The sequence below is a fragment of the Lentzea sp. CA-135723 genome (genome assembly GCF_050936595.1).
GTDB lineage: Bacteria > Actinomycetota > Actinomycetes > Mycobacteriales > Pseudonocardiaceae > Lentzea.
This window is the reverse complement of record NZ_JBNJMK010000001.1, coordinates 7,153,462-7,166,598: the sequence shown is the minus strand read 5'-3', so window position 1 is coordinate 7,166,598 and position 13,137 is coordinate 7,153,462. Positions and strand designations below refer to the sequence as shown.

Here is a 13,137-nt window from a genome sequence, read left to right as displayed (position 1 = left end):
CATCGGTCGTGGCTACTTCGATCACCCTTCGTTAACCTTCTCGTTCGTGTCCTCACGAGTAGCCGTCGTCACCGACTCGACCGCGTCGCTCCCCGCCCGCCTGGCGGACCGCTTCGACATCATCACGGTCCCGATGCAGCTCAAGATCGGGTCGGAACTGATCGACGAGGCTCACGTGCCGACCGACCGGCTGCTGCAGGCGATGGAGGCGCAGATCCCGATCACGACGCAGCCCCCGGCCCCCGACGCTTTCTTCTGGGCCTACCAGGACGCGTGGGCGAAGGGCGCGGAGACGATCGTCTCGGTGCACGTGACGCCGAAGCTCTCCCCGGCGACGGACGCGGCGAAGGCGGCCGCGGCCAAGTCGCGCGTGCCGGTGTTCATCGTGGACTCGCACTCGTCGGGCATGACGCTCGGCTTCGCGGCGCTCGCGGCCGCGCGGATCGTGCAGAGCGGCGGCAACGTCCAGAACGCGCGCAGCGTCGCCGAGCAGCGCGGACGCAACGCCAACGTGCTCATCTACGTCGACACGCTGCACTACCTGCGCCAGGCGGGCCGGGTCAGCGCGGCGGCGAAGCTCTTCGGCGACGCGCTGTCGGTCAAGCCGCTGCTCACCGTCGTGAACGGCGAGGTGGAGCCGTTCGACAAGGTCGTCGGCCGCGACCGGGCGCTGACGAAGCTCGTCGACAAGGCGGTGGCGCTCGCCTACGGACGCGACGTCGACCTCGCCGTCGAGCACTTCGCGGCCGAGAAGGAGGGCCACGAGCTGCTGCAGATGCTGCAGAAGCGCATCCCGCACGCCCGCGACGTCGTCCTCACCCAGGTCAGCGCGGCGATCGGCGCGAACGTCGGGCCGGGCGCGCTGGCCGTCACGATCTCGCCGTTCTAAGCCAGGTCTGCCACCTCTTCGACGAGCAGCAGCTCGACGTCGATCCCCATGGGCGCGAAGTGCCCGGCGAGCTCCAGCGAGAGCACGCCCTGCGTGCGCGTCCAGAACGACAGCGCGCGGTGCACCGTCGGCGACGGCGCCGGCAGCGCGCCCGCCCACCCGTTCCTCATCCGCAGGAAGGCCTCGAACGGGGTCTTCGGGTCCGGCGGCCCGCCACCGCACACCTCCAGCAGCACCGCCAGGATCTCGTTCGAGATCGCGGTGATGTCGTCGGGCGCGTGGTAGCCGGGCACGGGTGTGCCGTAGATGAGCAGGTACCGCTGCGGGTCGGCGAGCGCCCACCGCCGGATGACGGCGGCGAGCCCGACGACCGAGACACCCTCCGCGTGCGCCGCGCGGACGGTGTCGGCCAGGCTGCGGTACGCGTCGCGGACCAGCTCGGTGATCAGCTCGTCGCGACCGGCGAAGTACCGGTACAGCGCGGGCCCGCTCATGCCCATCTCCTTGGCGATCGCGTTCAACGACAACGCTGTCACGCCGTTGGCCGCGATCTGCTCCCACGCGTGCCGCTTGACCTCGTCGCGCACCTGGGTCCGGTAGCGCTCGCGTGGGTTCCGCCCGGTGCCGGACTCGGTGCCGGACCCAGCGTCGGACTCGTCGCCGAGCACCACGGGCCCCTGAGACTCTGTCGCCATAGTTAGACCCTCTCACATTCGTTATTGACACTCACGCTCGTGACAGCTTAGCTTCTGCATGTCACAACAGTTAGACCCTCTAACTCAAGCGAGAACTACTAGCGGAAGCAGGAGCCTGTCATGAACGCGAGCACCTCTGGCAAGAGCGAGAACATCGCCCGCAAGGCCGCCTACCCGACGACGTCGACGCTGGTCGCGGCCTGGGCGGCGCCGGTGATGGTGATCGGGAAGTTCGGCCTGCTGTCCGGCATCCCGATCGCCGTCGTCCTCGTCGCGAGCCTGCGCAGCGGCCGTTCGAAAGCCCTGCGGTGGTGGTCGGGAGCGCTGACGCTGGCGTACGCGGTGCCGTTGACGACGTGGCTCACCGGACCGAGCGACGCACCCAGCCTGTCCAAGTACATGGACACCACGACGACGGCCGTTCTCGCGGCGGCGGGCGTCGCGACGGCGATCGCGCACCAGGTAGTTCGCATGAGGTCTACTGACAAGTAACCTGGCGGGCGTGACCCTCCCCCTGACCGGCGAACGCACGGTGCCCGGTATCGCGGAAGAGAACTACTGGTTCCGGCGGCACGAAGCCGCGTACCTCCACCTGATCGGCCACTGCGCGGACGCCGTCGTGCTGGAGGCCGGCTGCGGCGAGGGCTACGGCGCGCAGCTGATCAGGACGGTCGCGCGCCGGGTGGTCGCGCTCGACTACGACGAGCTCACGTCGCAGCACGTGGCGCGCCGGTACCCGCAGCTGGACGTGCTCCGCGGCAACCTCGCGACGTTGCCGCTCCGGGACGGCAGCGTCGACGTGGTGGCGAACCTGCAGGTCATCGAGCACCTGTGGGACCAGGAGGGGTTCCTCGCCGAGTGCCACAGGGTGCTCAAGCCCGGCGGCAGGCTCATCGTCACGACCCCGAACCGGCTCACGTTCTCGCCCGGCCAGGACACACCGCTGAACCCGTTCCACACCAGGGAACTCGCACCGTCCGAACTGGACGAGATGCTGCGCGAAGCTGGTTTCCGCGTTGACGAACTGACGGGCCTGCGGCACGGACCCAGGCTTGACACGCTCCTGAACGGACAGATCATCGACGCACAGGTCGAAGTCGCCCTGTCCGGCGCGCCGTGGCCGGCCGAGCTCAAGGAGGCTGTGGAGTCGGTGACGGTGGAGGACTTCGACATCACGCCCGACGACATGGACGCCTGCCTGGACCTCGTGGCCGTGGCGGTGCGCGCGTGACGCAGCGAACGACGGAGGGCACGTTCTGCCTGGTCCTGCACAGCCACCTGCCCTGGCTCGCGCACCACGGCGCGTGGCCGGTCGGCGAGGAGTGGCTCTACCAGGCGTGGGCGCACTCGTACCTGCCCGTCGTGGACATGCTCAGGAGGTTCGCCGACGAGGGCCGCAGCGACGTCCTGACGCTCGGCGTCACCCCGGTCCTGGCCGCCCAGCTCGACGACCCGTACAGCCTGCGGGGCATGCACGACTGGCTCGGCAACTGGCACCTGCGCTCGCACTTCGCCGGGGAACGGCTGAAGGAGCTGTCGGCGTACGAGCACCGGGCGTCGCGGTGGGCGCTGGACAGGTTCGAAACCCAGTGGCGGCACGGGTTCTCGCCGGTGCTGCGGTCCCTTGTGGACTCCAGCACGATCGAGCTGCTCGGCGGACCGGCCACGCACCCGTTCCAACCGTTGCTCGACCCGAAGGTCAGGGCGTTCGCGCTCAAGGCGGGCCTCGACGACACCGCGCTGCGCATCGGCCGTGCGCCGGATGGGATCTGGGCGCCGGAATGCGGTTACTCCCCCGGCATGGAGGCCGGGTACGCGACCGCCGGCGTCAAGAGGTTCATGGTCGACGGGCCCGCGCTGCACGGCGACACCTCGGCCGCGCACCCCGTCGGATCGTCGGACGTGCTGGCGTTCGGGCGCGATCTCGAGGTCTCGTACCGGGTCTGGTCGCCCAAGGTCGGCTATCCGGGTGATGCGGCCTACCGAGATTTTCACACTTACGATCACCCGACGGGCCTCAAGCCGTCGCGGGTGACGGGCAAGAACGTGGCGCCGGAGGACAAACGGCCGTACGACCCGTTGCTGGCGAAGGAAGCTCTCGACCGGCACGTCGCGGATTTCGTCGACACGGTCGTGCGCCGGCTCAGGGAGATCGACGGCGGGCTCGTCGTGGCGGCCTACGACACCGAGCTGTACGGGCACTGGTGGCACGAGGGTCCGTTGTGGCTGGAGGCCGTGCTGCGGGCGTTGCCGGAGGCGGGCGTGCGCGTGACGACGTTGCGAGGGGCCGTCGAGGCGGGGCACGTCGGCGCGCCGGTGGAGCTGCCGGCGTCGTCGTGGGGCAGCGGCAAGGACTGGCGCGTGTGGGACGGCGCGCAGGTGGCGGACATCGTGTCGTTGAACGAGTCCGTGCAGAAGGAGTTGCTGGGACTGGACTTCTCGTCGCGGACGAGGAACCCGGTGCTGGACCAGGCGGTGCGCGAGGCGTTGCTGGCGTTGTCGAGCGACTGGGCCTTCATGGTCACGAAGGACTCGGCCGCCGACTACGCCCGCTACCGCGCGAAGATTCACAGCGATCGCTTCAGCGAGCTCGCGGCGTTGGCGCGGAGCGGTCGCGGACTGGGCAGAGCAACGGAGCTCCGCGCGGCGGACGGCCCCTTCGGGCATCTGGACGCGCGAGGAATGGGGTAACGGGATGCGCGTGCTGATGTTGTCGTGGGAGTACCCGCCGGTGGTCGTCGGCGGGCTGGGCAGGCACGTCCACGCGCTCGCGACACGACTGGCCGCGCAGGGGCACGAGGTCGTCGTGCTGTGCCGGCAGCCGTCCGGCACCGACGCGATCACGCACCCGACGTCCGACCTGGTCAGCGAGGGCGTGCGGCTGATCAGGGTCGCCGAGGACCCGGCGCACTTCGTGTTCGAGAAGGACCTGCTGGCCTGGACGCTCGCGATGGGTCACGCGATGACGCGCGCGGGCCTCGCGCTGGGGTCGTGGCGGCCGGACGTCGTGCACGCGCACGACTGGCTCGTCGCGCACCCGGCCGTGGCGCTGGCGGAGGCGTTCGGCGTGCCGCTGGTCGCGACGATCCACGCGACCGAGGCCGGGCGGCACTCCGGCTGGCTGTCGCACCCGCTGAACCAGCAGGTGCACTCGGTCGAGTGGTGGCTCGCGAACCGCGCCGACGCGCTGATCACGTGCTCGTCGGCGATGCGCGGCGAGGTCGGGCAGCTGTTCGAAGTGGACACGACCGACGTCTCCGTGCTGCACAACGGCATCGAGCCGGGCGGGTGGAAGGTGCGGGCGAAGGACGTCGGCGCGGCCCGCCGGACGTACTCGCCGCACGGTGATCCGTTGCTGCTCTTCTTCGGCCGCATCGAGTGGGAGAAGGGCATCCAGGACCTGATCGCCGCGCTCCCCCGCATCCGCCGCTTCCACCGCGGCACGCGCGTCGTCGTGGCCGGCGGCGGGTCGCAGACCGAGTGGCTGAAGGACCAGGCGCGCAAGCACCGCGTGCTGCGGGCCGTGGAGTTCGTCGGCCACCTGTCCGACAGGTCTTTGGCGGCGTTGCTCACAGCGGCCGACGCGGTGGTGCTGCCGTCGCGCTACGAGCCGTTCGGGATCGTGGCGCTGGAGGCCGCGGCCGCCGGCACGCCCCTGGTCGCGTCGACCGCGGGCGGCCTCGGCGAGGTCGTGCTGGACGGCGTCACCGGACTGTCGTTCGCCCCCGGTGACGTGGACGGACTCACTCGCGCGGTGCGTGACGTGCTGTCCGATCCCACGTCCGCGGCGGCTCGTGCGCGCGCTGCGAAGGCACGGCTGGTTTCCGACTTCAACTGGGCCACGATCGCCTCCGACACGGCGTCCGTCTACGACGCCGCGGTCGTGCGCGAACCACGCGTGCTCGGCCGCCCCAAGATCGCTACGGGCAATCTGTTCACCTGAGTCCGCTACAGTCGCCGGTCCCGTTAACAACAGGTGACCGAGGACTGAATGAAATACCAACGCTTCGTGGCGCTCGGGGACAGCTGCACCGAGGGCCTGGACGACCTGCTTCCCGACGGCCGGTACCGGGGCTGGGCGGACCGAGTCGCGTCCGCCCTGGACGCGCCGGGCTTCCGCTACGCCAACCTCGGCGTGCGCGGCCGTCGCCTGGACCAGATGCTGGTGGAGCAGGTCCCGTCCGCGCGCGCGTTGGAACCCGATCTGGTGGTGCTGTTCGGCGGCGGCAACGACGTCATGTCCAACGCAACGCTGGAACAGATCGCAGCGCGCGCAGACGCGATGGTGCGCGCCGTGACGTCGTTCGCGCCAACCGTCGCCGTCTTCACGTTGAGCGACATCTCGCACCGCATGCCGTTCGGCTGGCGCATGAAGCCACGCATCGATGCCCTCAACACGGCCGTGCGGGGTGCTGCTTCGCGTTACGGCGCGATCCTGATCGACGTCGAGGACGACGAGTGCGTGCACGACTCGCGCTACTTCGGCCCGGACCGGCTGCACCTGTCGTCGTTGGGGCACAGGCGGTTGGCGGGGCACGTGCTGTCGACGCTCGACATCCCGTTCGACCCGGCCTGGCTGACGCCGCTGGACGGCAGGGCCGCGTCCGCCTCGGTGCTGGACCACTGGCGGTGGCTGCGCGACCAGGTGCTGCCCGTCGCCTACACGCGGACGCGCAACAAGCTGATCGGCCGCCAGCCGGGCGACGGTTTCGTCCCCAAGCGCCCGCAGCTCGCGCCGCTCACCTCACGGCAGATGGTGCGCTAGGCCGACGCGTCCTCAGCCCGCTTGGCCAGGGCGTCCTTGGCCTTGCGGGCCATGTCGGCGATGTCCGCACGGCGTTGCGCGTCCGCCTCGTAGTCCGCGCGCCGGTCCCGCACCACCCTGGCCGGCATGCCCACGGCGATCTTGAAGTCGGGGATGTCCCCGCGCACGATCGCGTGCGCCCCGAGCACGCACCCGCGGCCGACGCGGGTGCCGCGCAGCACCGTCACCTTGGCGCCGAGCCAGCAGTCCGGCCCGATCCGCACCGGCGTCTTCACGATGCCCTGGTCCTTGATCGGCAGGGTGATGTCCTCGACCTTGTGGTCGAAGTCGCAGATGTACACCCAGTCGGCGACGAGCGACGACGCGCCGATCTCGATGTCGAGGTAGCAGTTGACGGTGTTGTCCTTGCCGAACACCACCTTGTCGCCGATGCGCAGCGACCCCTCGTGGCAGCGGATGGCGTTGCCGTCGCCGATGTGGACCCAGCGGCCGATCTCGAGGCGCCCGAAACCGGGGCGGGCCATGACCTCGACGCGCTTGCCGAAGAACACCATGCCGCGCAGCACGACGTGGGGGTTGAGCAGCCGGAACTTGAGCAGCCGCCAGTACCGGACCAGGTACCACGGGGTGTAGGCGCGGTGGCGCAGGACCCAGCGCAGGGAGGCCATCGTGAGGAACCGCGCCTGCATCGGGTCCCGGCGCGACCTGCGCCAGCGCGTCCAGACGGGTGCTCCCCACATCGAAGTCATGGACGGCACTGTAACTTCGGGTGCCGGGAGCGTCTCGGGCAAGCTGGTGGCATGGCCACTCCTCTCATCATCGACACCGATCCCGGGGTCGACGACGCGTTCGCGATCGCGCTCGCCGCCCGCAGTCCCGAGGTCGACCTCAGGGCGTTGACCACGGTGTTCGGCAACGTCGGGCTGGAGCTCACGACGGCGAACGCGCTGCGGTTGCTCGCGCACCTCAAGCGCACCGACGTGCCCGTGGTGAAGGGGTTCGGCGGGCCTGGTGGTGCCGCCGACGTGCACGGGGAGGACGGGCTCGGCGGGCAGGCGCACACGTTGCCGGAGAACCCCGAGGGTGTGCGCGGCGAGGACGTGGTCCAGTTCTTCGCGGACAACCTCACGCCCGAGACCACGGTGGCCGCGATCGGTCCGCTCACGAACATCGCCAGGGCGCTGGACGCCGGGATCGTGTTCCCGCGGCTGATCGTCATGGGTGGTGGGCTCGGGATCGGCAACATGACGCTGCGGGCCGAGTTCAACTTCTGGGCGGACGCGGAGGCGGCGCGGACGGTGATCCGCAAGGGCAACCCGATCGTGGTGCCGCTCAACCTCACGCAGCGGTGCATCGCGGACACGGCGTTCCTCGCGAACGTCGACCCCGTGCTCAGCAACCTCACGGGCACCTACCGCGAGTACCTCAGCTCGCACCAGGACCAGAACCACTCCGACCGCGAGGAGGGGATCCTGGTGCACGACGCCGTGGCGGTGGCGGAGGCGATCGTGCCCGGGACGCTGCGCCTCGCGACCCACGGGCTCGACATCGACGACGAGGGTGCGCTCGTCGAGGGAAAGCACCAGGTAGAGGTCGCGGAAGACTGCGATTGGCCCGCGTTGAGGGCCTTCATGGAGCAGCGGTTGTCCGTTTGACGACAACTTCACGTCGCTCTCTGGGGTTACGCGGGCACGGAAAGTAGGGTCCGCGTCCATGCAGCGAAGAGTCCTCACGACAGCTGCGGTAGTGGCGGCCATGACGTTCGGAGTGGTCCCTGCCTCCGCTCAGCCCCAGATCATGGTGGTGCCGGATCCGGCAGCACACGTGAACCCGTTCATCGGCACGACCAACCTCGGGAACACCTTTCCCGGCGCGGTCGTGCCGTTCGGCATGTTCTCCTTCAGCCCGGAGGCGTCCCGCGGCAACACCCTGCGCGCCGCGGCTCCCGGCGGTTACCGGTACGACGCCACGAAGATCCGCGGCTTCAGCCTCACGCACATGTCCGGCACGGGGTGTGCGGGCGGCAGCGGTGACATCCCGATCTTCCCGCACGTCGGGACCGTCACGACCAGCCCGACGACCGACGCGACGGACGCGGTCTACGCCAGCGACTTCGCGCACGCCGACGAGGTGGCCAAGCCCGGCCGCTACGACGTGACGCTCAAGTCCGGGGCAAAGGCCGAGCTGTCCGCCACCGAACGCACCGGTGCGGCGCGGTTCAGCTTCCCCGCCGACAAGCCGGCGACGGTGCTGGTCAACACGTCCAAGTCGCAGGTCGGCAGCTCCGACGCGCAGACCGTGATCGACAAGGACAAGCGGACGATCACCGGCTCCGTGACGTCCGGCAACTTCTGCGGCTACATCAACCAGGTCGGCCGCCGCAGCTACTACACGCTGCACTTCGTGGCGGAGTTCGACCAGGCGTTCACCGAGGTCGGCACGTACCAGGACAACGTTGTCACGCCCGGTGGCACGTCAGCGAAGGGCGGCACGACGTACGGGACGAACGGCTGGCCGGTGCTGGGCAAGGGTTCCGGCGCCTACCTCGGCTTCGCGCCCGGCTCCCAGGTCGGCATGAAGGTCGGCATCTCCTACGTGAGCCTGGAGAACGCGCGGGAGAACCTCAAGGCCGAGAACAAGGGTCAGTCCATTGAGGACATGAGGGACAACGCGTACATCGCGTGGCAGAAGCAGCTCAAGCGCATCGAGGTCGGCGGCGGCTCCGATGACGAGCGGACGAAGTTCTACACCGCGCTGTACCACTCGCTGTTGCACCCCAACCTCTTCAGCGACGTCAACGGCGAGTACGCCGGGTTCGACGGCAAGACCCACAAGATCGACAAACGCCGGCAGAAGGCCCAGTACGGCACGTTCTCCGGCTGGGACATCTACCGCTCGCAGCTGCAGCTGCTCACCATGCTCGAACCGCAGGTCGGTTCGGACATCGCGCAGTCGTTGCTCAACCAGGCCGACCAGAACAACGGCGTGTGGGACCGCTGGACGCACAACGGCGGCGGCACGCACGTCATGAACGGCGACCCGGCACCGATCGCGCTGGCGGCCATCTCGGCGTTCGGCGGCAAGGACTACGACCTCAAGTCGTCGCTGAAGTCGTTGGTGAAGGCCGCGACCGTGCCGACCGCGCTGGACCTGAGCAAGGACGGCTGGGCCGTGATGTCGGTCGGCCAGCGCCCGTCGCTCGACAAGTACCTGCAGAACAAGTACATGCCGGCCGTGTCGAACGCGTGGGGTGGCGCGGCGGAGACCCTGGAGATCTCCGCGGCGGACTTCGCGATCAGCCAGCTCGCCGAACGCAGCGGCGACAAGAAGACCGCGAAGACGTTCGCCGAACGCGCCCAGTGGTGGCAGAACAACTTCGACCCGGTCGCCGACTCCACCGGCGGCTACATCCGCAACCGCAACGCCGACGGCACGTGGGTCAAGGACTTCACGCCCGACACCGGCAACGGGTTCGTCGAGGGCAGCAGCGCGCAGTACACGTGGATGGTCACGCACAACGTGGCCGGGCTCGTGGAGTCGTTGGGCGGTAAGGAACGCGCCAACAAGCGGCTCGACGACTTCTTCCACAACGCCGACGGCAGCTGGGCGTTGACGGGCAAGGGTGGCGCGAAGTCCGAACTGGACAACGAACCGTCCGTGAACGTGCCGTGGCTCTACAACTACACGGGCGCGCCGGCCAAGGCGCAGGAGACGTTGCGCGAGACCATCAACACGCTGTGGAAGAACGCCCCCGGCGGCATCCCCGGCAACGACGACCTCGGCGCCATGTCGTCGTGGTTCGTGTTCACCGCCATGGGCATCTACCCGCAGGTGCCGTCGCGCGCCGAGCTCGTGCTGAGCGCGCCGCTGTTCACCTCGGTGAAGATCAACCGCGGCGGCGGCAAGGACATCACCATCAACGCCCCGCAGGCCAACACCGCGACGAAGTACGTGCAGTCGTTGAAGGTCAACGGCAAGGCCGCCACCAAGACCTGGCTGCCGGAGTCGTTCGTGGAACGCGGCGGCAAGCTCGACTTCGTGCTGGGCAGGACGGCCTCGTCGTGGGGCACGGGCAGCTCCGACGCCCCTCCGTCGTTCCGCGACGGCGAGAAGCCGATCAAGCACGACCAGCCGTACTTCCTGACCGTCGAACCGCGGCAGCTCGTCGTGGAGCCCGGCAAGTCGGTCACCGCGAAGGTCAACTCCGTCAAGCTCTACGACGGCGACCCGAAGGCGACCTACGCGATCACCGGACCCGCGGGCCTGTCCTTCACGCCCGCCACCGGCACCGTGCCCTCGGACTTCACGGTCACGGCCGATGCCGGTACCGCGCAAGGCTTCTACGACATCACCGTGACGGTGACCGTCGAGGGTGCCGCGAAACCGGTGGTGCTGCCGCAGATCGTGAAGGTGGCGCCGGCAGGCAGCATGCTCGCCGCCGTCAACAACGTCGGTGCCTCGGCCGACGCGGACGGCGAGGGCGACTTCGACGGCGGCGGCTACAGCTACTCGCGCGAAGCCCTGGCCACGGCCGGTCTCCCGCCGGGTGGCACCGCCACCGTCGACGACCTCACGTACACCTGGCCGTCCTCGCCTCCCGGCCGTCCCGACAACGCGACGGCCCAGAAGCAAACGCTTGCCCTGTCCGGGACCAAGCTCGCCTTCGTGGGTTCGGCGGCCAACGGAGCGCGGGCCAAGGCGGCCACGGTGACGTTCACGGACGGCACCACCGCGCAGGTCGAGGTCGGGTTCAGCGACTGGACGCTGGGCGGCGGCGGGGCGGCGCCCAGCTTCGGCAACGTGATCGTCGCCAACACGCCGTACCGCAACCAGTCGGGCGGTGGCAACGAGAAGGTCGCCACGCACATCTTCGCGACGAAGACGTACGTGGCTCCGGAGGGCAAGACGCTCGCGTCCGTCGTGCTGCCGGATGACGTCAACATGCACGTCTTCGCTGTGGCACTCGGGTAGTTCTTGCTTGGGGCGGCTCCGTTTCGACCATCGGAGCCGCCCTTTGCAGGGATGATCCGTGGGTGAGCGACATCGAGCAGCGGCTCGTCACGGCGGCCCGCGACGGCGAGTGGCTGGTGTGCACGAAGAAGGACGCCCCGGTGCCGGCCGGCCTCATCAGGGACCTGCTGCTGGGCCGCCACGGCGAGCTCGACCCAGCCGGCGTGCGGCTGGACGGCGCCCGGATCCAGGGCGTTCTCGATCTGGACAGGGTGAAGGCCTCGGTCGGACTGGTGTTCGTCGACTGCACGATCGAAGAGCCGATCGAGGCCAGGTACGCGACCCTGCCCGACCTCCTGTTCTCTGGTGGCCGCTGCGCCGGGCTCCACGCGGACGGTCTCCAGGTCGACGGGGATCTCTTCCTGCGCAACGGGGTGCGCGTCGACCGGAACGACGAGCGGGGCGCGATCAGGCTCATCGGCGGTCAGGTCGGAGGCGATGCCGAGTTCAGCGACGTGCGGATCACCAACGCCGAGGGCTCCGCCCTGAACGCGGACAAGCTCACGGTCCGAGGCCAGATGCTGCTGCAAGGGGCTCGGTTCGTGGGACACGGCGAGCGCCCGGCGGTGTCGCTCAACGGTGCTCGGCTCGCCTCGAACCTCGTCGTGACGGACACCGAGATCACGAACGACGCGGGACCGGCGTTGGGGGTCAGGGCCGCCGACGTCGGTGGCCCCATCCGCCTGCAGGAAGGAAACCGGCTCACGTCGGGCGGTGAAGCGGGAGCACTTCTGCTCACCGGCACGCACGTGTCGGGGCGGGTGGTGCTGTCCGACACGGAGATCGCCGGCACCGGCGGGCCGGGACTGGACGCCGGCGACGCCAAGATCGACGGGTCCTTCCTCGTCACCGACGCGAAGATCTCGACCGGCGCCGGTGCCGCCGTGGCTCTGGATCGCGCGCACGTCGGCGGCGGCATCACCTTGACCGGCATCACCCGGCTCTCCGCGGGCGGGGACAGCTGCGCGGTGAGCCTGAACAACGTCCGGGCCGGTGACTGGTTCCTCTGCGCGGAGTCGATTGAGCTGGTGGCGAAGCCGGAATCGCTGAACCTGCGGTCCATGGTGGTGGCGGGAGCGGTGCGGTTACCGCACACGAGCGTGTGTCCCGACAAGCGTCGAGGCAGCACGTGCGACCACACGGGCCGTGTGCGGCTCGACGACTTCAGCTACTCCTCTCTCTCGTCGACGTGGCATTGGGAAGAGTGGCTGCACGTCATCCGCTGTCACACGCCCGCATACCACGCGTCTGCTTACCAGCGGCTGGCCGCCGTGGAACGCGCTGCCGGGCACGACGGGACCGTGCGGCAGATCCTCATGGCTCAGCAGACGGATCTGCGGCGGCGCAGTCCTGAGTCGTTGGGCGGGCCGCTGACGAGGTGGTTCCACTGGTTGTGGGGTGCGTTGGCCGGGTACGGGTACCGGGCGCGCAGGACGGCGGCGGCGCTGGCGTTGGTGCTCGTGGCGGCCGGGGCGCTGGGGTGGGTGGCCGGGCAGGTTTCCACGCGGCCTGGACATCTGGTGGCGGAACGGGTTGCCACGGCGCCGGTTGGGGCTGGGACGCCTTGTTCGACGGTCGAGTTGGTGGGGCTCGGGTTGGATCGCGGCTTGCCGTTGGCGATGACCGGGATGCGGGCTCGGTGCGACCTCGACACCTCCTCGAAGAAGGGGCAGGCGTTCACCGCCGCCATCTGGTTGGTGCAGCTCGCGGTGTGGGGGTTGGCGACGCTGGCTTTGGCCGGGTACACGAACCTGGTTCGCAAGCCGGGCTGAAGTGAC

The 13,137-nt window shown here is 69.5% G+C and carries 11 protein-coding genes; 9 read left to right on the top strand and 2 right to left on the bottom strand.

Features of this window, described 5'->3' with window-relative positions; translation table 11 throughout:
• Positions 1 to 46: 46 nt before the first annotated feature.
• Complete coding sequence (locus ACQEU1_RS33570; RefSeq protein WP_433210347.1) at positions 47 to 889, top strand: DegV family protein; 843 nt, start codon at positions 47 to 49, stop codon at positions 887 to 889.
• On the opposite strand, the gene ACQEU1_RS33565 is transcribed toward ACQEU1_RS33570, so the two are convergent.
• Entirely contained in the window at positions 886 to 1,584 is a 699-nt protein-coding gene (locus ACQEU1_RS33565; RefSeq protein ID WP_433210345.1) for a TetR/AcrR family transcriptional regulator, read from the bottom strand. The two genes, ACQEU1_RS33570 and ACQEU1_RS33565, sit on opposite strands and share 4 nt — an antisense overlap.
• A gap of 120 nt (positions 1,585 to 1,704) precedes the next feature.
• Between ACQEU1_RS33565 and ACQEU1_RS33560 the strand changes: the two genes are divergently transcribed.
• The 5 genes from ACQEU1_RS33560 to ACQEU1_RS33540 are packed head-to-tail and all read left to right on the top strand — an operon-like array spanning position 1,705 to position 6,349.
• Positions 1,705 to 2,076, top strand: a complete 372-nt coding sequence (locus ACQEU1_RS33560; RefSeq protein ID WP_433210343.1) for a hypothetical protein — start codon at positions 1,705 to 1,707, stop codon at positions 2,074 to 2,076.
• A 10-nt stretch (positions 2,077 to 2,086) separates the two neighbouring features.
• The gene (locus ACQEU1_RS33555; RefSeq protein ID WP_433210341.1) at positions 2,087 to 2,815 is read left to right on the top strand and encodes a class I SAM-dependent methyltransferase; all 729 of its coding nucleotides are present in this window, start codon (positions 2,087 to 2,089) and stop codon (positions 2,813 to 2,815) included.
• Positions 2,812 to 4,275 (top strand): 1,4-alpha-glucan branching protein domain-containing protein, encoded by a 1,464-nt coding sequence (locus ACQEU1_RS33550; protein ID WP_433210339.1) that lies wholly within the window; start codon positions 2,812 to 2,814, stop codon positions 4,273 to 4,275. The genes ACQEU1_RS33555 and ACQEU1_RS33550 overlap by 4 nt, the downstream gene beginning before the upstream one ends.
• Positions 4,276 to 4,279: 4 nt before the next feature.
• Positions 4,280 to 5,527 carry a glycosyltransferase family 4 protein gene (locus ACQEU1_RS33545; protein ID WP_433210337.1) on the top strand — a complete coding sequence of 416 codons (1,248 nt, stop codon included), beginning with the start codon at positions 4,280 to 4,282 and terminating at the stop codon, positions 5,525 to 5,527.
• Positions 5,528 to 5,575: 48 nt separating this feature from the next.
• The gene (locus tag ACQEU1_RS33540) at positions 5,576 to 6,349 is read left to right on the top strand and encodes an SGNH/GDSL hydrolase family protein (RefSeq protein ID WP_433210335.1); all 774 of its coding nucleotides are present in this window, start codon (positions 5,576 to 5,578) and stop codon (positions 6,347 to 6,349) included.
• On the opposite strand, the gene ACQEU1_RS33535 is transcribed toward ACQEU1_RS33540, so the two are convergent.
• Complete coding sequence (locus ACQEU1_RS33535) at positions 6,346 to 7,098, bottom strand: acyltransferase (RefSeq protein ID WP_433210333.1); 753 nt, start codon at positions 7,096 to 7,098, stop codon at positions 6,346 to 6,348. The two genes, ACQEU1_RS33540 and ACQEU1_RS33535, sit on opposite strands and share 4 nt — an antisense overlap.
• Positions 7,099 to 7,149: 51 nt before the next feature.
• On the opposite strand from ACQEU1_RS33535, the gene ACQEU1_RS33530 reads away from it, so the two are divergent.
• The 3 genes from ACQEU1_RS33530 (at position 7,150) to ACQEU1_RS33520 (ending at position 13,131) form a co-directional block, all read left to right on the top strand.
• Complete coding sequence (locus ACQEU1_RS33530; RefSeq protein WP_433210331.1) at positions 7,150 to 8,004, top strand: nucleoside hydrolase; 855 nt, start codon at positions 7,150 to 7,152, stop codon at positions 8,002 to 8,004.
• A 58-nt stretch (positions 8,005 to 8,062) separates the two neighbouring features.
• On the top strand, positions 8,063 to 11,320 hold the full coding sequence (locus ACQEU1_RS33525; RefSeq protein ID WP_433210329.1) for a GH92 family glycosyl hydrolase: 3,258 nt from the start codon (positions 8,063 to 8,065) through the stop codon (positions 11,318 to 11,320).
• 62 nt (positions 11,321 to 11,382) lie between these two features.
• A complete protein-coding gene (locus ACQEU1_RS33520; RefSeq protein ID WP_433210327.1) occupies positions 11,383 to 13,131 on the top strand; it encodes a hypothetical protein in 1,749 nt (582 codons plus the stop codon).
• Positions 13,132 to 13,137: the final 6 nt, after the last annotated feature.

Coding starts and splice junctions, on each gene's coding strand:
- ACQEU1_RS33565 (WP_433210345.1), bottom strand. CDS start 1,584: ATGGCGACAGAGTCTCAGGGGCCCGTGGTGCTCGGCGACGAGTCCGAC.
- ACQEU1_RS33560 (WP_433210343.1), top strand. CDS start 1,705: ATGAACGCGAGCACCTCTGGCAAGAGCGAGAACATCGCCCGCAAGGCC.
- ACQEU1_RS33545 (WP_433210337.1), top strand. CDS start 4,280: ATGCGCGTGCTGATGTTGTCGTGGGAGTACCCGCCGGTGGTCGTCGGC.
- ACQEU1_RS33540 (WP_433210335.1), top strand. CDS start 5,576: ATGAAATACCAACGCTTCGTGGCGCTCGGGGACAGCTGCACCGAGGGC.
- ACQEU1_RS33535 (WP_433210333.1), bottom strand. CDS start 7,098: ATGACTTCGATGTGGGGAGCACCCGTCTGGACGCGCTGGCGCAGGTCG.
- ACQEU1_RS33530 (WP_433210331.1), top strand. CDS start 7,150: ATGGCCACTCCTCTCATCATCGACACCGATCCCGGGGTCGACGACGCG.
- ACQEU1_RS33525 (WP_433210329.1), top strand. CDS start 8,063: ATGCAGCGAAGAGTCCTCACGACAGCTGCGGTAGTGGCGGCCATGACG.